Source organism: Paraburkholderia sp., assembly GCF_035948235.1.
Lineage (GTDB): Bacteria > Pseudomonadota > Gammaproteobacteria > Burkholderiales > Burkholderiaceae > Paraburkholderia.
The window spans coordinates 1-21,559 of sequence record NZ_DASZJJ010000126.1 but is presented as its reverse complement, the minus strand read 5'-3'; the positions used below and the strand labels follow the sequence as shown (position 1 = coordinate 21,559).

Annotated in this window: 21 protein-coding genes; 16 read left to right on the top strand and 5 right to left on the bottom strand. The window is 62.5% G+C overall.

All coding sequences use genetic code 11. The features are described from left to right. The first annotated feature begins 338 nt into the window (after nucleotides 1–338). The 9 genes from VG320_RS11300 to VG320_RS11260 all read left to right on the top strand — a co-directional run bounded on the left by VG320_RS11300 (nucleotide 339) and on the right by VG320_RS11260 (nucleotide 9,233). Entirely contained in the window at nucleotides 339–1,505 is a 1,167-nt protein-coding gene (locus tag VG320_RS11300; RefSeq protein ID WP_327200190.1) for an ABC transporter substrate-binding protein, read from the top strand. An 84-nt stretch (nucleotides 1,506–1,589) separates the two neighbouring features. Further along, nucleotides 1,590–2,669 (top strand): ABC transporter ATP-binding protein, encoded by a 1,080-nt coding sequence (locus tag VG320_RS11295; protein WP_327200189.1) that lies wholly within the window; start codon nucleotides 1,590–1,592, stop codon nucleotides 2,667–2,669. Further along, entirely contained in the window at nucleotides 2,666–3,547 is an 882-nt protein-coding gene (locus VG320_RS11290; protein WP_327200188.1) for a sugar ABC transporter permease, read from the top strand. The genes VG320_RS11295 and VG320_RS11290 overlap by 4 nt, the downstream gene beginning before the upstream one ends. After that, nucleotides 3,547–4,470 carry an ABC transporter permease gene (locus tag VG320_RS11285; RefSeq protein ID WP_414696017.1) on the top strand — a complete coding sequence of 308 codons (924 nt, stop codon included), beginning with the start codon at nucleotides 3,547–3,549 and terminating at the stop codon, nucleotides 4,468–4,470. Before VG320_RS11290 ends, VG320_RS11285 begins: the two co-directional genes overlap by 1 nt. Nucleotides 4,471–4,534: 64 nt before the next feature. After that, a complete protein-coding gene (araD, locus tag VG320_RS11280; protein ID WP_327200187.1) occupies nucleotides 4,535–6,301 on the top strand; it encodes an L-arabinonate dehydratase in 1,767 nt (588 codons plus the stop codon). 149 nt (nucleotides 6,302–6,450) lie between these two features. Further along, on the top strand, nucleotides 6,451–7,650 hold the full coding sequence (locus VG320_RS11275; protein WP_327200186.1) for a porin: 1,200 nt from the start codon (nucleotides 6,451–6,453) through the stop codon (nucleotides 7,648–7,650). 134 nt (nucleotides 7,651–7,784) lie between these two features. Further along, complete coding sequence (locus VG320_RS11270) at nucleotides 7,785–8,060, top strand: metal/formaldehyde-sensitive transcriptional repressor (RefSeq protein ID WP_103704597.1); 276 nt, start codon at nucleotides 7,785–7,787, stop codon at nucleotides 8,058–8,060. A gap of 9 nt (nucleotides 8,061–8,069) precedes the next feature. Next, a complete protein-coding gene (gene dmeF, locus VG320_RS11265) occupies nucleotides 8,070–9,047 on the top strand; it encodes a CDF family Co(II)/Ni(II) efflux transporter DmeF (protein WP_327200185.1) in 978 nt (325 codons plus the stop codon). A gap of 3 nt (nucleotides 9,048–9,050) precedes the next feature. After that, a complete protein-coding gene (locus tag VG320_RS11260; RefSeq protein WP_327200184.1) occupies nucleotides 9,051–9,233 on the top strand; it encodes a DUF1289 domain-containing protein in 183 nt (60 codons plus the stop codon). On the opposite strand, the gene VG320_RS11255 is transcribed toward VG320_RS11260, so the two are convergent. Continuing rightward, nucleotides 9,234–10,208, bottom strand: a complete 975-nt coding sequence (locus VG320_RS11255; protein ID WP_327200183.1) for an AraC family transcriptional regulator — start codon at nucleotides 10,206–10,208, stop codon at nucleotides 9,234–9,236. Between the two features lie 97 nt (nucleotides 10,209–10,305). Here VG320_RS11255 and VG320_RS11250 point away from each other — a divergent pair, with 97 nt between their 5' ends. Next, the gene (locus tag VG320_RS11250; protein ID WP_327200182.1) at nucleotides 10,306–11,550 is read left to right on the top strand and encodes a DUF1479 domain-containing protein; all 1,245 of its coding nucleotides are present in this window, start codon (nucleotides 10,306–10,308) and stop codon (nucleotides 11,548–11,550) included. Nucleotides 11,551–11,569: 19 nt separating this feature from the next. Here VG320_RS11250 and VG320_RS11245 read toward each other — a convergent pair whose 3' ends face one another. Beyond that, the gene (locus VG320_RS11245; protein WP_279629751.1) at nucleotides 11,570–11,698 is read right to left on the bottom strand and encodes a hypothetical protein; all 129 of its coding nucleotides are present in this window, start codon (nucleotides 11,696–11,698) and stop codon (nucleotides 11,570–11,572) included. A gap of 447 nt (nucleotides 11,699–12,145) precedes the next feature. On the opposite strand from VG320_RS11245, the gene VG320_RS11240 reads away from it, so the two are divergent. Next, the gene (locus VG320_RS11240) at nucleotides 12,146–12,940 is read left to right on the top strand and encodes a sulfite exporter TauE/SafE family protein (RefSeq protein ID WP_327200181.1); all 795 of its coding nucleotides are present in this window, start codon (nucleotides 12,146–12,148) and stop codon (nucleotides 12,938–12,940) included. A 95-nt stretch (nucleotides 12,941–13,035) separates the two neighbouring features. Here VG320_RS11240 and VG320_RS11235 read toward each other — a convergent pair whose 3' ends face one another. Then, complete coding sequence (locus VG320_RS11235; RefSeq protein ID WP_327200180.1) at nucleotides 13,036–13,860, bottom strand: NAD(P)-dependent oxidoreductase; 825 nt, start codon at nucleotides 13,858–13,860, stop codon at nucleotides 13,036–13,038. A gap of 69 nt (nucleotides 13,861–13,929) precedes the next feature. Continuing rightward, nucleotides 13,930–15,237 (bottom strand): MFS transporter, encoded by a 1,308-nt coding sequence (locus VG320_RS11230; protein WP_414696015.1) that lies wholly within the window; start codon nucleotides 15,235–15,237, stop codon nucleotides 13,930–13,932. A 522-nt stretch (nucleotides 15,238–15,759) separates the two neighbouring features. Here VG320_RS11230 and VG320_RS11225 point away from each other — a divergent pair. From VG320_RS11225 to VG320_RS11210, 4 genes are all read left to right on the top strand, one after another. Continuing rightward, nucleotides 15,760–16,494 (top strand): ribonuclease activity regulator RraA, encoded by a 735-nt coding sequence (locus VG320_RS11225; protein ID WP_327200179.1) that lies wholly within the window; start codon nucleotides 15,760–15,762, stop codon nucleotides 16,492–16,494. Nucleotides 16,495–16,563: 69 nt separating this feature from the next. Further along, complete coding sequence (locus VG320_RS11220; protein WP_327200178.1) at nucleotides 16,564–17,493, top strand: aldose epimerase; 930 nt, start codon at nucleotides 16,564–16,566, stop codon at nucleotides 17,491–17,493. A 122-nt stretch (nucleotides 17,494–17,615) separates the two neighbouring features. Beyond that, nucleotides 17,616–18,305 carry a FadR/GntR family transcriptional regulator gene (locus VG320_RS11215; protein ID WP_327200177.1) on the top strand — a complete coding sequence of 230 codons (690 nt, stop codon included), beginning with the start codon at nucleotides 17,616–17,618 and terminating at the stop codon, nucleotides 18,303–18,305. An 81-nt stretch (nucleotides 18,306–18,386) separates the two neighbouring features. Continuing rightward, complete coding sequence (locus VG320_RS11210) at nucleotides 18,387–19,469, top strand: alpha/beta hydrolase (RefSeq protein ID WP_327200176.1); 1,083 nt, start codon at nucleotides 18,387–18,389, stop codon at nucleotides 19,467–19,469. Between the two features lie 158 nt (nucleotides 19,470–19,627). On the opposite strand, the gene phaP is transcribed toward VG320_RS11210, so the two are convergent. Continuing rightward, the gene (gene phaP, locus VG320_RS11205) at nucleotides 19,628–20,188 is read right to left on the bottom strand and encodes a TIGR01841 family phasin (RefSeq protein WP_103704587.1); all 561 of its coding nucleotides are present in this window, start codon (nucleotides 20,186–20,188) and stop codon (nucleotides 19,628–19,630) included. Between the two features lie 528 nt (nucleotides 20,189–20,716). Here phaP and VG320_RS11200 point away from each other — a divergent pair. Next, nucleotides 20,717–21,559, top strand: an 843-nt coding sequence (locus VG320_RS11200; RefSeq protein WP_327200175.1) for a catalase, incomplete at its 3' end; no start/stop codon positions are given.

Genomic DNA, 21,559 nt, shown 5'->3' with positions numbered 1-21,559 from the left:
CGCCCGGTCTGCTATCAGGATCTGCCGGCGGAACTGCTTCCCGCCACGCTGCAGGACGGCAATCCGCTCGCGCTGTGGCGTCTGCGCGACGGCGAGCTGGTGCGCAAATAAGCGTTAAAAGACGGCCGAAGGCGCTTGCAGAACAGCTGCAAGCGCCTTCGTCATAACACCGCGGGTGAGCCTGAGAGCGCGGGCTAACAAAAGTCCTTACGTCGGCCTTTACGTTGCTTGACAACTTGATGTGTGGTTGGGCATCCTTTGACCGCGGCGCAGTAGACAAATAAGACAACAAGCGCAGCCGCGAAGAAAAAATTCCATAAACAGAGTGAGGAGATGCGATGTTCGATGGACGCTTTAAGGCCAGGGTGCTGGCCGTTTGTGTGGCGGCCGTTGCGGCGCTCGGCGTGAGCGCGGCGAAGGCTGATCCCGTTTCCCTGAACATTGTCGACGTGGCCGGCAATCTGCAACTCACGCAGAAGGCCTTCGAGGCGTTCAAGGCGAAGTATCCGAATCTCGTCTCCAACATCACTTACACCAACGCGCCCGCGCCGCAACTGCCCGGCAAGATCAAGGCGATGCAGGCCGCAGGCCGCGCCGATATCGATCTGGTGCTGACGGGCACCGACGCGCTCGCTGCGGGCATCGAGCAGAACCTCTGGACGAAGCTGCTGCCGGATCAGTCCGCGGCGCTGCCAGGCGTGCTCGACAAATACGCGCCGGGTCCGCGCAAGATGCAGGATCTCGCACAGGGCTACGGCCTGGAAGTCTCGTATATGCCGGCTGGGCCGCTGGTCGAATACAACCCCGCAAAAGTTGCGAAGCCGCCGCACACGCCGGCTGAATTGCTGGCCTACTGCAAGGCCAATCCCGGCAAGCTGATCTACGCGCGCCCCGCCAATTCGGGCCCGGGCCGCACCTTCCTGATGGGCCTGCCGTATCTGCTCGGCGACAAGAATCCGCAGGACCCGATCAACGGCTGGGACAAGACCTGGGCCTTCCTCAAAGAGCTGAATTCGTGCGTGCCGTACTACCCGGGTGGCACTTCGGCGGTGATGAAGGAATTGGGCGAGGGCACGCGCGACATGACCGTAACGGTGACGGGCTGGGATATTAACCCGCGCGCGCTCGGCATCGTTCCCGCCGAATTCAAGGTGCAGGCGTTTGACAACATGACGTGGGTGAACGACGCGCACTTCATGGTGGTGCCCAAGGGCGTGTCGAAGGACAAGCTCGCGGTGCTGCTCAAGCTGATGAACTTCATGCTGGAGCCGCAGCAGCAGGCCATGACGTATGACGACGGTTACTTCTATCCGGGCCCGGCCGTGAACGGCGTGACGCTCGCGATGGCGCCGAAGCAGAGCCAGGACGTGATCGCCAGGTTTGGCCGTCCTGAATACGCGAAGTGGCTCACGCAGTATCCGCACGTCCAGCCGCTTTCGGCGCAGGCGATGGTCGCGGCCTTCCAGAAATGGGACCGCGAAGTCGGCTCGCAGAAGTCGCAATAACAGGGTAAAGGGCGCGACGCCAGGCTTCGAGCGCTGCTCGCAGCCTGGCCTCAGATAAGTGGATCACGTGGTCAGGAAGGTGTCATGAAGCATTCTTTCGATCGTCTGCGTCTGGACGCGGTGTGTCGGAGTTTCACCAGCGCGGAGGGCACGCAACTCGCGGCGCTGCGCGGGCTCGATCTCGACATTCGCCGCGGCGAATTCATTGCGCTGCTCGGCCCCTCGGGCTGCGGTAAGTCGACGGCGCTCAACTGCATCGCGGGCCTGCAGCCGCTCACGAGCGGCAGCATCTGGCTCGACGATCAGCGCATCGACGTGCTGCCGCCGGAAAAGCGCGGCTTTGGCATGGTGTTCCAGAATTACGCGTTGTTCCCGCATATGAGCGTGCTGGAAAACGTGGGCTTTGGCCTGAAAATGCAGGGCGTGCCGCGCGATGAAGCGAAGCGCCGCGCGCGCGAGGCGCTGCAACTCGTGCAACTCGTCGGCCACGAAAGCAAGCTGCCGGGTCAGCTCTCGGGCGGCCAGCAGCAACGCGTGGCGATTGCGCGCGCGATCGTCATCGAACCGCCGCTCGTGCTGATGGACGAGCCGCTTTCGAATCTCGACACCAAACTGCGCATTGAAATGCGCGCGGAAATTCGCCGCATTCACAGCCAGCTCGAACGCGCCACGATCTACGTCACGCACGACCAGGACGAGGCCCTGTCGATGGCCGACCGCATCGTCGTGATGAGAGAGGGCGTCGTGCAGCAGGTTGCCACGCCCAAGGAAGTCTATAGCCGTCCCTCGAATCTGCATGTCGCGCGCTTCATGGGCTATCGCAACGTGCTGCCGTTCGCCGTGAGCGGCGAGCGCGGCGAGCATATCGCGATGTCGGCGTCGGGCATCACGCTCACGGGCGTGCCGATGGGCGACGTGAACGGCAGCGAGATTTCGGTGGCGATGCGTCCCGAAGATTTCGAGCGCGCCAATGCGGGCGATGCCAACGCCTTCGACGTCGAAGTCGAAATGGTCGAATACGGCGGCCGCGATTCGCTGCTGCTCGCCAATGCACCTTTTGGCAAGTTGTGGGCGCGCGTGGAAGGCGAATTCGAAGCGGGCGAGCGCGCCACGCTGAGTGTCGCGCCGTCGCGCGTGCTGGCCTATGCGGAGCGTGCCGCATGAGCACGCTGGTCTCCTCGCTCACGAAGGCGCCGCGCGACGCGCGTGGCTGGCTGGTCGCGCCTGCGCTCGGCTTTATCGTCGCGCTGTTTCTCTATCCGTTCGCCTACGGCCTCGTGCTGTCGTTCAAGCCGATGAACGGCGGCGGCATGCTCGCGAACTACGTGCAGTTCTTTCACGATCTCGCACTGTGGCCCACGGTATTCGTCACGCTCAAGCTGGCCGTGCCCGCGACGATCATCAACGTGGGTTTGTCGCTGCCGGTGGCATTTGCGCTGCGACGCAAATCGCCCTATCAGAAGCTGGTGACGACGCTGCTCGTGATTCCGGTCACGCTCGGCACCGTGCTGATCGCCGATGGCATGTTGAGCTACTTCGGCCCGAACGGCTGGTTTCCGCAGGCCTTGCACGCGCTGCATCTCTATACCAGCGAAGAGATTCGCCTCACGCACAACTACTGGGGCGTGCTGATCTCGCTGATCGTGTCGGGCTTTCCGTTTGCATTTCTCCTGACGCTTTCGTACGTGACCGGCATCGACCCGACGCTCGCGCGCGCGGCGGCCACGCTTGGCGCAGGCCCGTGGCAGCAGTTCCGTTTGATCTATCTGCCGCTGCTCGCGCCCGGTCTCACGATGGCGGCGTGTTTGTCGTTCGTGCAGGCGTATTCGGTGTTTCCTTCGGCGGTGTTGCTTGGCGCACCGGCAGGCCCCACGCGCGTGATTTCGATTGCGGCTTCGGAAGCGGCATTTGAGAGCTACGACTATTCGCTCGCTTCGACCATCGCGATTGCGATGGGCTTCGTGCAACTGGTTGTCGTGGCCGCGATGCTCAGCGCAAAGCGCTACTTCTACTCGGGCCCGGTGAGCGGGGGGAAAGGCTGATGACCGCACATCAACGCAACGCAGCCGGGCTGCACGCGAATCCTTCGATGCCCGGCGAGCAACGTGACAGCGCAAACGCGCCGCGTGCGAAAGCCCGCGCCAGCGTGCCCGATGTCCTCTGGAAAGTGATCGTCTGGGGCGGCGTGGTGTTCTTCCTGCTCAACGTGGTGCTGTTGATCGCCACGGTGGGCGTGAACTCCATCGCCACGCGCTGGTTCGGCACGCCGCTGCCGCAGGGCTTCACGCTGCACTGGTACGCGCAGGCGTGGCGCGACTTCCAGTTGGGCAGCGTGCTGTGGGTCACGTTCGAAGTGGTGGGCGCGGTCGTGCTGCTGTCTATCGCGCTGGGCGTGCCCGCGGCCTATGCACTCGCGCGCGCGCAGTTTCCGGGCAAGCGCATCTGCATGCTCGTGTTCCTGCTGCCGCTGATGGTGCCGCCGGTGACCTACGGTATTCCGATGGCCACGGCAATGTATCAGTTTGGTCTGGCGGGCACGCTGCCCGGCGTGATTCTGGCGAACCTCGTGCCGGCGCTGCCGTTCGTGATTCTGGTGATGACGCCGTTTATCGAGCAGATCGATCCGAATCTGGAATCGGCCGCGCGCATCTTTGGCGCGAACACGCTGCGCTATTTCCGTTACGTACTGCTGCCGCTCCTCGTGCCGGGGATGCTGGCGGCCGGGCTGCTCGTGCTGGTGCGCACGATCGGCATGTTCGAACTCACTTTCTTTACCGCCGGACCCGACACGCAAACCCTTGTCGTCGCGCTGTATTACGCAGTGTTCTCGACAGGCGTGCGCGCGCCGCAATCCATCGACGCCATGGCGATGATCTACATGGCGATCACGCTCGCATGGGTGCTGGTCGCGCTGCAGTTCGTCAGCCCGACACAACTCGTGTCGCGCGTGAAGGAACAGCGCTAGCGGAGCGCCCTTGGGCCGGCGATCTTCTGAAACACATCCGCGGAAACACCTGGAGCAACGCAAGATGAGCAACAAGCGAAAGACCCCCGAAGAACTGCGCAGCCACCGTTGGTATGGCGTGAACGATCTGCGATCGTTCGGCCATCGCTCGCGCACGGCGCAGATGGGCTACAGCCGCGAAGAGTACGCAGGCAAGCCGGTGATCGCGATCCTCAATACGTGGAGCGAGATCAACCCCTGCCATACGCACTTCAAGCAGCGCGTGGAAGAGGTCAAACGCGGCATCTGGCAGGCTGGCGGTTTCCCGATCGAATTGCCGGTGCAGACGCTCTCCGAGCCGTTCCAGAAGCCCACGACGATGCTTTATCGCAACTTCCTCGCGATGGAAGCGGAAGAGACGCTGCGCTCGTATCCGGCTGACGGCGTCGTGCTGATGGGCGGCTGCGACAAGACCACGCCCGCGCTGCTGATGGGCGCGATCTCAATGGATCTGCCCACCATCTTCCTGCCGGCCGGCCCGATGCTCAACGGCAACTGGAACGGCGTGACGCTCGGTTCGGGCTCGGACACGTGGAAATACTGGGCCGATCTGCGCGCCGGCAAGATCACCGAAGAAGACTGGAAGGGCGTCGAAGGCGGCATCGCTCGCTCGCCGGGCCACTGCATGACGATGGGTACCGCATCGACGATGACGAGCGCGGCGGAAGCGTTGGGCTTCACGCTGCCGGGCTTCGCGTCGATTCCCGCACCGGATTCGCGCCATGCGCAGATGTCGGCGAAAACCGGCATGCGTATTGTCGAAATGGTGTGGGAAGACCTCAAGCCTTCGGACATCATCACGCGCAAGGCGGTCGATAACGCGGTCACGACCTGCCTGGCGCTTTCCGGTTCGACCAACGCCATCGTCCACATGATCGCGCTCGCGCGCCGCGCTGGCGTTGATCTGACGCTCGCGCAATACGATGAAATCGCGCGCCGCACGCCGGTGCTGGCGAACATCCGCCCGACCGGCAAGTACCTCATGGAGGACTTCTATTATTCGGGCGGCTTGCGCGCGATGCTCAAGGAACTGGGCGATCTGATCGACGGCACGCAGATGACGGTGAACGGCAAGACGCTGGGCGAAAACATCGCCGATGCCGAGATCTATAACGAAGAGGTCATCTATCGCCGTGCGAAGCCGCTGATGCCCGATACGGGTCTCGCGGTGCTGCGCGGCAACCTCGCGCCGGATGGAGCGGTCATCAAGCCGGGCGCAGCGGAAAAACGCCTGCACGTGCATACGGGCAAGGCCGTGGTGTTCAAGGACTACAACGACATGGCCGCGCGCATCGACAGCGAAGAGCTGGATTGCGACGAGAACAGCGTGATCGTGCTTCAGCACGCCGGTCCGGTGGGGGCGCCTGGCATGCCCGAGTGGGGCCAGTTGCCGATTCCGCAAAAGATTCTGCAGAAGGGCGTGCGCGACATGCTGCGTATTTCGGATGCGCGCATGAGCGGCACGAGCTACGGCGCGTGCGTGCTGCACGTGGCGCCCGAATCGTTTATCGGCGGTCCGCTTGCGCTGGTGCAGGACGGCGACCTGATCGAGCTGAACGTGCCGGAGCGCCGCCTGAACGTGCTGATCTCCGACGAGGAAATGGCGCGCCGCAAGGCCGCCTGGGTGGCTCCGGAACCGCGTTTCAAGCGTGGCTATGGCGCGATGTACCAGATGCACGTGATGCAGGCCAACAACGGCTGCGAATTCGACTTCATGCAGCGCGATGGCGCGGGCGGCTGCAACGGTAATGGCAGCAACAGCGAAGCTGGCGGCGAGCCCGAAATCCACTAAGGACGCAGGGATTCGCAAGTGAAGGCATCGGGCGTTGCGCTGGGTATCACCCTCGCGGCGCTTCATGCCGGAGCGGAGGAGCACTCTCGCAAGAGATAAAAGAGTAGTTAAAAAAGCAATACATCACAACGATTAAATCAGGAGTACAGATGAAGAAGACCATTCTCGCTTCCGCACTTGGACTCGCCGCACTGGGCGCGCATGCCCAGAGCAGCGTCACGCTGTACGGTATCGTCGATACCGGCATTGGGTATCAAAGCAGCTCGGCGTCGCTCGGCAGCAATTCGGGCGGCCATTCGGCCGTCAAGATGGTGCAGGGTGTGTGGGCGGGGTCGCGCTTTGGCTTCAAGGGCAGCGAAGATCTCGGCGGCGGCACGCGCGCGATCTTCCAGCTCGAAGAAGGCTATAACTCGGCCAACGGCGCGCAATCCACAACCAACCTGATGTTCAGCCGCGCGGCTTTTGTCGGTATTGCCAACAAGGACTACGGCACGCTCACGGCGGGCCGCCAGTACGCACCGTACTACACGCTGCTTTCGCCCTATAGCCCCACCACCTGGCTCACGGGCGCATACGGCGCGCACCCGGGCGATCTGGATTCGATGGACACGATCTACCGGATCAACAACTCGCTCGTCTATACCTCGCCTAATTTCTCGGGCTTCACGTTCAGCGGCATGTACGCATTCGGCGGCGTGCCGGGCAGCACAGGCGCGGGCCAGTCGTGGAGCGTGGCGGCGAACTATATCCACGGTCCCGTGGGGCTTGCCGTGGGCTTCGAACGCCTGAGCAACTCGACGAGCGGCGGCGGCACGTGGGGCTCTAGCTCGACGGCGTACAGCAACGGCGAGCCGGGCGTGTCGGGCGTGACCAACGGCTTCACGACGGCGCAGACGCAGCAGCGCCTCGCGGTCACGGGCGGATACGCGTTCAACTCGCAGTGGGATATTTCGGCGTCGTACTCGAACGTGCAATACGTCGCGGGCGCAGGCTCGAAGTTCTTCGACACGCAGATCTGGAATACCGGCGGCGTCGTGCTGCACTACAAGCCGCTCGTCGCGCTGGATCTTGCCGCGGGTTATAGCTACACACGCGCGACCAAGGCCAACGGCATCACGAGCGCGGCTTCGTACCAGCAGTTCAACCTCTCGCAGTACTACAGCCTGTCCAAGCGCACAGGCCTGTACTTCGTCGAGGCGTATCAGCGCGCGGGCGGCCAGACGCTGGGCACGAACGGCGCGGGCGACATCATCAACGCCACGGCCGATATCGGCGACGGCCAGAATGGCGCGCCGTCTTCATCGCGCAGCCAGTTCGCGGGGGCCGTGGGTATCGTGCATCGCTTCTGATTTTCTAGACTCCGAGACAGGTTGGCCCACCCGGCGTTTGCCAGGTGGGCTTTTTTTCGTCTGCACCGGATAAAGTATACCCCCGTACCCTATCCAGGGTAATATACCCCCCTACCGTATAAATGGAGCTGCCAGTGAGCCACACGATTCGCGAAAAACAGAAGCTGCTCAACCGCGTTCGCCGTATCAAGGGCCAGGTTGAAGCGATCGAGCGCGCGCTGGAAGAGGAGCGCGGCTGCATGGACGTGCTCCAGCTCGTCACCAGTAGTCGTGGCGCGATGAACGGGCTGCTGGCCGTGGTTCTCGAAGACCACATCCGTACGCATCTTGTCGATGCCGAGCCGCATGACGACGAGCACGGCAGCGGCACCGAGCAATTGATCGAAATAGTCCACAGCTACTTCAAGTAAGAGGGCGCCATGAGCAAATTTGCCGATTCCGCCTTCGGAGCGGGACACGACCACATCTTCCTGGGCGCGGCCCACGAAGAGAACGAGCGCAGGACGTGGATGGTAATCGCGCTGTGCAGCGTGATGATGGTGGCTGAAATTGTTGGCGGCAGTCTGTTTGGCTCGCTGGCTCTCGTCGCAGACGGTCTGCATATGTCGACGCACGCAGGCGCGATGCTGATCGCCGCGTTGGCCTACACCTATGCCCGCAGGCACGCGGCGGACAGGCGTTTCGTATTCGGCACCGGCAAACTGGGCGATCTGGCGGGCTTTACCAGTGCAATCGTGCTTGCCATGATTGCGGTGCTGATCGGCTATGAAGCCGTGTCGCGTTTCTTTGCACCCGTGCCGATTCACTTCGGTCAGGCGATACCTATCGCCGTGCTTGGGCTATTGGTTAATCTCGCCAGCGTCTGGCTGCTGAGCGGCAATCATCACGGTCACCATCATGGACAGGGTCACGACCATGAGCATGACCACGGCCATGGCCACGACGATGCGCAGATGGCCGCGAACCGCGACCACAACATCCGTTCGGCCTACGTTCACGTCATTGCCGATGCGGCAGTTTCGGTGCTGGCGATCATCGGCTTGCTGCTGGCGCGTGCATTTGGCTGGGTCTGGATGGACCCGCTCGCAGGCGTGATCGGCGCACTGGTGATTGCAAACTGGTCGTGGGGTCTGATGCGCGATACAGGCGGCATTCTGCTCGACATGAATCCGGACAAACGCATGGCCGAGAATGTCCGTCATGTCATCGAGGACAACGGCGATGCCGTGCTCGATCTTCATATCTGGCGCGTTGGGCCAGGTCACATGAGCGCGATCGTATCGGTGGCGACCGGGCAATTGCAGCGCAACGCTGGTTTCTATCACGCAGCGCTCAAGCAGTTCAAGGAATTGTCGCATGTGACGGTCGAAGTGAATCCGACCGGCGTGGGAGCTTGAACGATGGCTGTCAAATCGCCATGCGTCGATTTATGTGCGTTCGATGGCAAGACCGGATTCTGCACCGGCTGTTATCGAACGCGTGAAGAGGCGCGGAGCTGGAAGAAGATGACCGACCATCGCCGCCATCAGATTATCAACGAAAGGTCGAGACGAGAGGCAAAGGTCGAGCGTTCGGGCGCGTAGTCATTGACGCGCTTTTTGTGGTCTTTTATCAGCGCGATCGTCTTTCAGGCGCTGTAGCGAAGCGGAACGCTCGGTCAACCTGGGCGACATTGATTCGTTATCCTGACTGGCATTCAGGAACTGTCGTCTGTATTCAACCGGCGTCATGCCTTTGACCGCCTTGAATTGCCGATTGAAATTCGCGGCGTTGGGAAAGCCGGATCGCATGGCGATCACTGAAACCGGCGCTTGCGTATCGGTCAACATCCGGCATGCGTGGCCGATGCGAACGCGGTTGATATAACGCCCAACGCTTTCGCCGAGATGATGCATGAAATGCCGCGTCAAGGAACGCTCGGAAAGACCGGACGCCTTGGCAAGCGTCGATAGCCGAAGCTCACGCGAGAATTGCGTTTCGATCAAGGCCAGCACGCGGTTGATCTGATCCGGCTCGTGGCCGTTGGCCGCGCCGGTCTGGGCATCGAATGCGCTGGGCGTTGCGAGCGGGGTAGCTGGCAGCGTCGAGAGCAAAGCCAGCACGTCGAGCGCGGCGTGCAGCCGCTCGCGGGGTGTCGCCGACAACAACCGGTCGAGATATTCCCGCATGCGCGCACCTGCGCCTTCTTCGAAGGCCAGGCCGCAGGCGGCGCGCCGCAACAGATCGCATAGGCCGTTGTACTCGGGGCAGACGTCGGCGAGACGCCGCACCCATGCGCCATCGAACCAGACGACGATGGCAACCTCCGGCTGTGCATCGTCGATCGAGCGATTCGACGCCCACGTGTGCGGGAGATTGGGCGGCACCAGCACCAGGTCGTCCGCGCCGTAGCTCGTCACTGAATCGCCAATGTAGCGCTTGCCCTGACTGTTCAAGGTCAGCGTGAGCTCGTATTCCGGATGGTGATGCCATTCGAACGGGATGCGCCGCAGCTGCCGGTGGTAAACCCGCACGGAACAGTCGCGGCCGAAATCCACCAGTTCGAAGGCTGCTTTCATGGCTGGAATAGAGAAATTATTGGCTGGATAGTATCACGCAGGGTTTGACCGTTCGCGTACGCTTCACCTGACGAAAACACCCAACGGAGACGACGCAATGGCCCTGCAAATCGACGACCTGCCCGCAGCTATCCGCCAGGCAAAGCGCGAACTGCGCGCGAGGTTGCCTAACTATCGCGAAGTGTTCGCCGAGGTGGAGGCGGCGTTGACCAGGGAGGCCGAAGCGATCGCGACGCTGTGCGAGCGCGGCGAGGCGGTCATTCCGGAAATCGCTTTCAAGGACATCGTGCAGAACCGCGTGAGCGCCGCGCAGATCGCGCTCGTGAAGGCGCGCGGCGCCTGCGTGATCCGCAACGTCTTCGATCGCTCGCTCGTGGAGCAGTGGGACAGCGATATTGCTGACTATGTGGAGCGAAATCGTCTTGATGAGCGCCTGCTCAATCGCGCCGAAGATAAATATTTCGGCCAGCTTGCGTCGAGCAAGCCGCAGATTTACGGCGTGTACTGGTCGAAGCCACAGGTGCTCGCGCGTCAGTCGAACGAACTGACGCAGGCGCGTGTTTTTCTCAATCGGCTTTGGCGCACGGAAAGTGAAGGGCGCGTGCATTTCGATCCCGACCGCGTTCCGGTCTATGCGGATCGCCTGCGCCGCCGCCCGCCTGGTTCGGAGTCCCTGGGTTTATCGGCGCATTGTGATGGCGGATCGGTCGAGCGCTGGATCGAGCCGAATTTTCGCAAGGTCTATCGGCACGTATTTTCAGGCAACTGGCGCGACTATGATCCGTTCGACGCGGCATGGCGCACTGAGGTCGAAGAAATTCCGTCTCCCGCGGTCTGCTCGATGTTCCGCACATTCCAGGGATGGACTGCGCTCACGCAGCAAGGGCCGGGCGACGGCACGCTGCAACTCGTGCCAATTGCGAACTCGATGGCCTATATCCTGCTGCGCGCACTTCAGGACGATGTTGCCGACGACGATCTGTGCGGCGCGATGCCAGGCCGCGCGCTGTCGATCAAGGCCGACTATCACGCACCGCTGTTTCGCGCGCCCACGTCGATTCCGCTGATGCAACCCGGCGACACGGTGTTCTGGCATAGCGACGTCATTCACGCGGTCGAAGACGCGCATCGCGGCCGTGGCTACAGCAACGTGATGTATATCGCTTCGGTGCCGGCATGCGCGAAGAACGATGCCTACCTGAAGCGGCAATTGCCGGCGTTTCTCGACGGCAAAAGTCCGCCCGATTTTCCGGCTGATCATTTTGAAGCGGATTTTGCCGGTCGCGCGGCGGCTGACGACCTCACGGCGTCAGGCCGCGCGCAAATGGGCTTCGATCTTTAAACGACGCCGGGGACGGTGTTTAAAGCGCGTGCTGAACCGTGCGCGCCGAGTCCGTGATGTCCTGGCCGAAACCGGCAATCGTGTTGCAGCCCGTCAGGCCGAGCGTAGTGGCGGCGACCAGAAGGATCGCCAGTGTGCGAATAGACATATCAACCCCGCGTTGTTATCGACAGCTGGCTTTGCGCTTTAGTGCGTTCTCTAAGCCGGCGTGGGCGAAAGTCTATCAGCACCTGGCGAGTTGGTGGCTTACAGGAACTTTTGCCGCGAGCGGGCTAGTGCATGGCTCGATGCGTGCCCGGTGCGCGAACGTCCAGGTTCGCGTCGGGCACCGTCTGGGTGTTCGCACGCTTTACACGTCTGGCGCCCGATCAGCACGCCGCTCACGAGTTTCGCCAGCGTAATGGCCGCGCCGTTGCGCAACGCGCATATCGATTACGTGGGCAAGCAGTTCAACGTTTGAGGGCCGCTTGAGCACGGATTCCGGCGGTGCGCGAGGGGGCTGCCTGGCGTGTCGCGTTGGTGCGCTATCATCCTTTCCCGGCATCTCGATAATCCCTGCGCCCATCGGCGTCCCTCCACGCACCCTTCGTCAACGATGTTCGATTTCCAGCTTTCCGGGGGCGTCCTGCTCCCGCACATGCAGGCGCTCGACGCGCTCCAGCTTTGCGGTATCGCCGTCGCGCTGGTGCTCGGCGGCATGGTGAAGGGGGTGACCGGGATTGGCGTGCCGCTCGTCGCCATGCCCATCCTCACGCACTTTTTGCCCGTCAAGCAGGCGGTGCTGCTGCTGTCGATGCCGATCATCCTCGGCAATATTCCGCAGGCGCTCGAAGGCGGCGAGTTCTGGAAGACCGTCAAGCAGATCGCCGCGCCGCTGATCGGCACCGTGATCGGCAATGTGGTGGGCGTGTCGCTGCTGATCCGGCTGGAGCCGCATCACGCACAGGCGGCGTCGGGGTGCGCGCTAATCGTGGCGGCCGCGTTGCTGTTGGCGTCGCCGAAGCTCACGCTGTCGCCCAGGCTGGTGCAGCCGGTGGGTTTTGCGCTGGGGTTCGGTGCGGCGTTGATGGAGAGCATCGCCTCGGTGCCTGGCCCGCTGCTGGCGATGTATCTGATCGCCTCGGGCGCAACCGGGCGCGTGTTCACCAAGCGGATCGCCATCATCCTGGTGGTGTCGGTGCTCACGCTGATCACCACCTTCGGCAGCGGCGCGCATGCGAATGGTGTTGATCTTGGCATCTCCGCACTGGCGAGCGTGCCCGCGATTATCGGCATGTTTTTGATTCGCCCGTTGCGCGACAAGCTGCATCCGCTGGCGTTTCGCATTGTCGTGCTCGTGTGCGTGCTGGCGGCGGCGGTGCAGATGATTCTTAAGTCCGGGGTGTTGTGATGGCGTGATCGCACGCACAGGCCCCGCCATGCAAAAAGCGCCCATGTGGGCGCTTTTTCATATCGGACGCATCCAGCGAACCAGCGAAAGGACGCTTATTCCTTGCGCCCACGCTTTTCAGCCGGCGTGAAATCAAAGCTCGCAAAACTGCCGCCCTGATAACGCTGCGCGGTAGCGTCAAGCGGATTCTGTTGCGCGAGAATCTCCGCGGCCCAGTCTTCGGCGTTCTGCTTCGGCTCGTAGCCCAGACGCTTCGCGTCGTCGTGCGCGCCTTCCTGCACCCAGTAGCTGCGCGTGTTGTTCGACACGCCCCACACCACAGCGAAGCCGATCGATTCCACATTGATCACGCGATCGATCAGATGGAACAGGTCCTCGTGGCCAAACCACGTACTCAGATGGCGGAACTCCGTGGGCTTCGGCAGGCAACTGCCGATGCGCACGTTCACCGTTTCGATGCCGTGCTTGTCCCAGTAGAGGCGCGCGAGCGATTCGCCCCATGCCTTCGAGAGACCATAGAAACCATCGGGGCGAAACGCGCAGTCCAGATCGAGCTTGTCTTCGACCGGATACATGCCGATCGCGTGATTCGAGCTGGCGAACAGGATGCGCTGCGTGCCATGACGGCGCGCGCCTTCATAGACTTCGACGAGGCCGCGCAGGTTGTTCTCGATGATCTCGGGCAGAGGGCGTTCGACGCTCGTGCCCGCCATGTGGATCAGCACGTCCACGCCGTCGAGCAGACGATCGACCACGGCCGGATCGCGCAGGTCGCCGTGCATGACGTCTTCGCCGTCGAACAGCGGCTCAAGCGGCTTCGTGCCGGCCGCCGAGCGCAGGTTGACGCCGCGCTCATGTAGACCCTTGCGCAGTACGGTACCAAGCTGGCCGGCCGCGCCGGACAATGCAACTTTCTTCACAGTGGTTTTACCTCGTTTAAAAACGCCAAAAGCCGGTGCCCTCGCGGGCACCGGCCGATGATGGGCCGATCAGGCTTTCACGTTCTGCGCGGCCTGCAGCGAGGCGCTGGCGACATTGTCGCGCTGCTGGTTCGAGATCAGACGCCAGGCGACGCAGGCGCCGATCAGGTCGAACAGCATCAGGCACACAAACAGAGGGTTATAGCCGATCGTGCTGGCCAGTGCGCCCACGATGAGCGAGAACACCGTCGCGCCGAGGTAACCGAACATGCCGGAGAGACCCGTGGCCGTCGCGACTTCATGCTGGCCGAATACGTCGGAAGCGAGCGTGAACAGGGCGCCCGAGATCGTCTGGTGTGCGAAGGTGCCGACGCAGAACAGCGCGATGGCGGCGTACGGGCTGGCGACGAGGCCCACGCAGGCCGGTCCGATCATCAGCAGCGCGCCGGTGGTGATGACGAGCTTGCGCGAGGTGATCAGCGAGCAGCCGAACCAGCGGATAAAGAGCGGTGCGAGGTAGCCGCCGATCAGGCAGCCGAGGTCGGCGGCGAGGAAGGGAATCCACGCGAACAGCGCAATTTCCTTCAGGTTCATGTGACGCACGGTGACCATGTAGAGCGGAATCCATGCGCCGAAGGTCTGCCATGCGGGTTCTGCGAGCATGCGCGGGATGCCGATGCCCCAGAAGCGGCGCGTCTTCAGCACTTCCTTGAACGAGGCGCGCTTGCCGCCGCTCGACTTCTGCGCTTCGGTCTGGCCGGCGCGGATGTAGTCGGCTTCATCCTGCGAGAGCCTCGGGTGCTCTGCGGGCATCTTGAAGAACACAAGCCACAGCGCGACCCAGATCAGCGCCACGCCGCCCGTGAGCACGAACGCGAATTGCCAGTTGTACTTGAGAATGCACCACACGACGAGCGGCGGGGCGATCATTGCGCCGATCGAGGTGCCGGTGTTGAGCCAGCCGGTCGCGACCGAGCGTTCCTTTGCAGGGAACCACGCGCTGATGGCTTTCATGCCCGCCGGGAAGATCGCGGCTTCGCTCATGCCGAGCAGGCCGCGGAAGAACGCCAGCGCGGGCCAGCTACCGGCGAGGCCGTGCAGCATGTTGGCGATGGCCCAGCCGAACGCGAAGATCGCGAAGCCGATCTTGACGCCCACGGAGTCGAGCACGAAGCCGGCGATCGGCTGCGAGAGCGCATAGCAGGCCTGGAAGGCCGTGACCACGTACGAATACTGCTGGGTGGTCATGTGCAGCGTCTGCGTGAGCGTGGGCGCTGCCACGGAAAGCGAACTGCGCGCGAGATAGTTGAAGATCGTGCCGATCATGATGAGGCCGATGATCCACCACCGAACCCCTTTGATAGTCTTGCGTTGCACTGCTCGTCTCCTGCTATGGCGGACGTTGATTCCGTGAGGCGCGATGCCCGCTGGACGTCCTGATGGATGTTGTATGCGTGCGTTTGCTGGCAGCGTAGCCGAGGTGTTTGTCATGCAACCCTGCGGTCCCGCTGTCTTTGTTCAGCCTTTTTTCGGTTTTCTCGACCTGGCCGTGGCGAACCCGGATAAGGCCCGTCATGTAAGACATCATTCTATTTGCGCCAAAGTTGTAAAGCAAATCTTGTTTGAATGGGGATTTCCCTGGGACTTGGCAGCATCCTGCGGGTGGTCAAGAAAGGTGCGGATCGTTGCGGGAAGCGCTGGACAAGCCGGTAAAAGGCGTGGAATCGGCCGTTCGCAGGGTTGTCCGATGACTGGCGCGAAAGCGAGCTACATCGGGCTGGTTGACAATTTCCGTGTTGTATTACAACAATGCCGTCATTGCACCCGACGCGGCTCCCAGAGACGCTCGGGCGACCCGCCTGCGCGACCCTCGCGCGCCACAAAAACGGACGAGACACGATGAATTCACCCGCCATCCCGTTAAGCGAACAAGCGCTCGAACAACTGCGCCACGTCTCCACGGCAACGCTCACCACCCAGCTTTTCAAACACGGTCTGCGCAACGTCTTTATTCAGGGCGTCAAGCCGCTGGCCTCGCCGGCGCCCGGCACGCCCAATCTCGTCGGCCCGGCCTTTACGATGCGCAACATCCCGGCGCGCGAGGATCTCGACCAGTTGAGCGCGTTCCAGAATCCCGAGCATCCGCAGCGCAAGGGTGTGGAAACCGTGCCGGCCGGCGCGGTGCTCGTGCAGGACTGCCGCGGCGTGACCGATGCAGCTTCGATGGGCTCGATCCTCGCCACGCGGCTGAAGATGCGCGGCGTCGCGGGTATGGTCTCGGACGGCCCGGTGCGCGACAGCGCGACCATCGCCGCGCTCGGCATCCCGGTCTATTGCGCGGGTGCCTCCGCGCCGCTCAATCTCTGCAAGCACCACACCGTCGATCTGAACGTGCCGATCGGCTGCGGCGGCGTGGCGGTGTATCCGGGCGACATCCTGGTCGGCGACGCCGACGGCGTGGTGGTGATCCCGCGCCATCTCGCCGAGGAAGTTGCCCAGGCGGCCATCGAACAGGAAACGCTCGAATGCTTCATCACCGAACGCATCGAGGCGGGCGCGGCGCTGCCTGGCACCTATCCGCCGAACGAAGCGACGCTCGCCGCTTACGCCGAGTGGAAAAAGGCGCGCGCTTAAGTTCCCGCAAACTCCCCGCAAACGCGCGTTCAAACGCGCGTCAAAAGTTTTCTCAATTTCCGATACGACATGCCGAAGTTTCAGGATCAGGACGTCATCGAAATCGTGCGCGGCGGCTCGCGCCTCTTCATCGCGCCGCAGGCGGGCGGGCGTCTGTTGTCGTGGCATCTGCACGGCGCGCCCATCATCCACTGGTCCGATTCCGCCGACTGGAGCCAGCCCGCGCTGGTGCGCGGTGGCAATCCGTTGCTGTTTCCTTTCATCGCCCGCCATCGCGTGGACGGGCGCATCGGCCTTTGGCGCGACGCGCGGGGTGTGGTGCGCGAGGTGCCGCTGCATGGTTTCGCGCGCGATCTGCCGTTCGACGCGCGAGTCGATGCGCAGGGCGCGGGCGTGCACATGACGCTGACCGATAGCGAAGCGACACGCACGGGTTATCCGTTTCGTTTCCGTTTCGAGGCGCACTATCGTCTGGTGGAGGAGGCGACGCTCGAAGTCAGCCTGACTACGACGAACACCGCAGAACCTTCCGCCGACGCGTTTGAGAACCGCATGCCTTACTACGCGGGCCACCACTTCTATTTCGCGCTGCCGCACACGCAGCGCGCCGAGGCGACGCTCAGGCTGCCGCGCAATGTCTACCGGCATCAGTTGGCCGATGGCAGGACCACCGCGCCGCAGCCAGGCGAGACGCATTACTGCTTCGACGACCCGCAGATCGTCGACCGCTTTCATTGCCTCGAAGGCGAGCCGCTCGCGCCAGTTCGTATCGACTTGCCGACGCTCAATCGCGCGATCGAAATCGACCTGAAGCGGCCCGGCTCTGTGCCCTGGTATGCGGTGACCTCATGGACCCTTGCGCCCGACGCGGATTTTTATTGCGTCGAGCCGTGGCTCGGCTTGCCCGATGCGATCCACAACGGTCTCGGATTGCGCTGGCTGGCGCCGGGCCAAAGCGAAACGGCCACGCTGCGTATTGCTGTGAGCGCCCTGCGCTGATGCAGGGAAAACATGTTGTGAATGTGCTAAAGCCTTGCCGGCAGGGGCTTTTCGCTCTGCGAGCGCCTCATATGACTTACAATCCACGACACACCTGACAACTCACCGCGTAGCACCTGACCATGGCTGAGCAGAAAGCGCCGAATATGCCGGCGCGGATTTACAGCGACATCCTGAACCGCATCATCGAAGGCGAATACAAGGAAGGCGAACGGCTGCCGACCGAGCACATGCTCGCGGAGCGCTTTGCTACCTCGCGGCCGACCGTGCGCGAAGCGCTCGCGCAACTGCGCGCGGACGGCATCATCGCCACGCGGCACGGTTCGGGCACCACGGTCATGCGCCGCCCCGATCCGGACGTGCGCCGCTTCGCACCGCTCGAAACGTTGTCGGACATCCGTCGCTGCTACGAATACCGCGTGGTGGTGGAGGCGGGCGCCGCCGCGCTCGCCGCGCAGAAGGCGGATGACGCCGATCTCGCCGCCATCCGCCGCGAGTGGGACAACCTGCAGACGATCATCGAGACCTCGGGCATTGGTGCGAAGGACGACTTCGCGTTTCACATGGCCGTTGCCCGCGCATCGAAGAATTCGTTCTTCATCACCGCGCTTTCGGGCATCCAGGAGCAGATGGTCTTCAGCATGAATCTGTCGCGCAATCTCTCGCTCGTGAAGTCGATCGAGCGTCAGCGCATCGTGCAGCAGGAGCATCTGGAAGTGCTTGAAGCCATTCAGGCGCGCGACGCCGTGCGCGCTTCAGAAGCCATGCGCCAGCATCTCGAACACGCGGTCAGCCGCATGTTTGGCTCCTGATTCCGGGGCACTGCCTGGCGCTTCGGTCAGCGCGTTTCCGATTCGAACGTTTTATCCTGTGTTTTTCCAATGGGAAACACGATGCGTTCGATCGTTCCGCGCGCCGCCTGCGCTGCTGTTACGGCCTTGCTGGCCTGTGCGCTTGCCGCCTTTTTCGCCGATTCCGCTGAAGCACGCCGCGCGCATGCCTCAAACGAGCGTCCCGTGGACGCGATCGCCAGCGCGCGCATGCCGATCGACACACCGCAAGGCCACGCGCAATTCGCGCTCGACCTGAGCGCGGACTGGAATACGCCGCAGCCCGATGTCGTGCGAGCCGTGATCGTGCTGCATGGCCGTCTGCGCAATGCCGACGACTATTTCCGCACGGCGCAACGCGCGCGCGAGGCGGCTGGCGGCGAACCTGGCAGTACGATCCTGATCGCGCCGCAATTCCTTTCGACTGACGATACGCGCGCTTTTCGCTCTCCGTCCGATCTCCTGAGCTGGCATGCAGACGCCTGGATGGGCGGCGCCGAAGCAAAGACGGGTGCGCCGGTTGGCGCTTACGCGGTGCTCGATGCCATCGCGCGCCGTCTCTCCGACAAGGCGCGCTTTCCCAATCTCAAGACGATCGTGTTCGCGGGGCATTCGGGCGGCGCGCAAGTTCTTCAACGCTACGCGATTGCCTCCGATGTGCCGGACGAACTGGCGCAGGCCGGCATCGACGTGCGTTTCGTGGTGGCGAGTCCGTCGTCGTATGCGTATTTCGATGCGCAGCGCCCAGATGCCGACGGCGGTGTACCTGCGGCGTTCGACGCGTCGCACTGTCCGAGCTTCGATCGATGGAAATACGGCATGCAGGCGCGTCCCGCGTTCATGCGCACGCGCTCGCCGCAGCAACTGGAAGCACGTTACGTACAGCGGCAGATTCTCTATCTGGTGGGCGGCGCCGATCACGATCCCGCCTCGGCGTCGCTCGATAAGAGCTGTGCCGCCATGGCGCAAGGGCCGCAACGTCTCGCGCGCGCCGAAGGTTTCTTCCGCTATTTGCAGGCACGCCATCCGGCGGATCGGAACCAGCAGTTCCATATCGTGCCGGGCGTCGGGCACGACGAAGCCCGCATGCTGACCTCGCATTGCGCGCTCAAGACGATGTTCGACGTGGGAAGTTGCGACGACTGACGGCGCGTTGCCGAAAGGAAACTGTTGGGTTTAATCGACGCCGATCGGCAATATTTGCGCCTAAAAGAAAAAACGGGTTTCGCTCAATGCGAAACCCGTTTTTTGCGCGGCTTCGACGCCGTGAAAGCGTCGAGCCGGAAACCTTGCCTCTATAGAACTTAGGCGGCTTGCTTTGCGGTGCGCGTAGCCTGGGCTGCTGCCTTCGAAGCGGCCTTGGTGACTGCGTCGATGTTGCTTTCGGCGATTTCGGTGGCTTGCTTGGCAGCCTTGTTCACCGATTCAAACGCGCCCTGGGCGGCCGTGATGGCCGACTTGAACGCTGCGATGGCGGTTTCCGAACCGGCCGGCGCGTTCTTGGCTGCCGAGTCGACGAACGACTGGACGGCACGTTGCTGCTGTTCGAACTGGCTTTGAGCGGCTTCGCTGAGTTCCGAATGCGTGGCCGAAACAATGGCGTACACGTTGCGGCCATAAGCCAGTGCCTTTTCGGCGGCGGGCTGCGCGTAGCCGGCTTGCAGTGCGAAGAAGCCTTGCGGATCCTTGGCCGACAGCGTGCGCTGGGCGTGTTCCTGGCCTTCAGCGATGGCGGCGCGGGCCGTTTCGATGTTCAGTTCGGCGAGCTTGACTGCGCTCTCGAACGCCTTGGTCGTCAGGCCGAAGAGGGTTTCGAGGCCAGCTTTCTGGGTGGCGGCGAACTGTTCGGGAGTAGGCAGAGTCATGTCGTTGTTCCTGAGGGGGGACCGCTACGCGTCGGTTCCGTTACGAAAAGAAGAAAACGTTCTATCGATCACCGGTTCGCGTATTGGTGCGATGCAGCAATCACCTTCATAATATCTCAAAAGAAACGCGTGTCAAGCGTTATGTTGTGCGTCGCAACATTTCAGTAAATGCTTGATTCGAATTAAGAATTTACTGACATCGTCAGCTGTCCAGCAGAGCAGAAATTTCCGACTGGTTTCCTATCTGAAACGCATGGGAATTCCGTGCCGCACGAGATTTTCTGATCGGAAACGACGCGCCACTGGCAGTCCTTTCCGCCACATCGCCGCCTTGCCTGTTGGTGCACAACGCGCTTGAGCGCAGCGCTTTGCGTGTCGGTGCAGAATGTCCGCTCCCTGGCCAAGAGGCATGCGCCAGGTCGTCCCCCAACACAGAGCTGCGATGTAACACGGTGCAGCAGCAAAGGTTCGCGTCCGACGCGGACCGCCCCGCGTTGCGCGGCTCGGCGATTCCACAGGAGAGGTCACATGGCTGATTCGAGCGATAAGTCTCCCGGCAAATCCACGACGAGCGCGGGTGCGCCCGCCGTCAGCGACCGCAATTCGCTGACGATCGGACCGGATGGCCCGATCGTGCTGCACGACGTGCATTTCCTCGAGCAAATGGCGCATTTCAACCGCGAGAAAGTGCCTGAGCGCCAGCCGCACGCGAAGGGCGCGGGCGCATTCGGCGAGTTCAAGACCACCGAGGACGTTTCGAAGTACACCAAAGCGGCCCTGTTCCAGAAGGGCGCGAGCACCGAAATGCTGGCGCGCTTTTCCACCGTGGCGGGCGAGATGGGCAGCCCGGATACGTGGCGCGACGTGCGCGGCTTTTCGCTGAAGTTCTATACGACCGAGGGCAATTACGATCTGGTCGGCAACAACACGCCCGTGTTCTTCGTGCGCGATCCGATGAAGTTTCCGCACTTCATCCGCAGCCAGAAACGCCTGCCCGATTCGGGGCTGCGCGACGGCGAGATGCAATGGGACTTCTGGACCAACAATCCGGAATCGGCGCATCAGGTCACGTATCTGATGGGCGAGCGGGGCTTGCCCAGAACGTGGCGTCACATGAACGGCTACGGCTCGCATACCTATATGTGGGTCAACGCTCAGGGCGAGAAGTTCTGGGTGAAATACCACTTCCATACCAATCAGGGCATGGAGTTCTTCACCAACACCGAAGCCGCGGCCATGGCCGGCAACGACGCCGACTTCCACCGCCGCGATCTGTTCAATGCGATCAAGCGCGGCGAATTTCCGGTGTGGACGCTTTCCGTCCAGGTGATGCCGTATGCCGAGGCGAAGCAGTATCGCTTCAATCCTTTC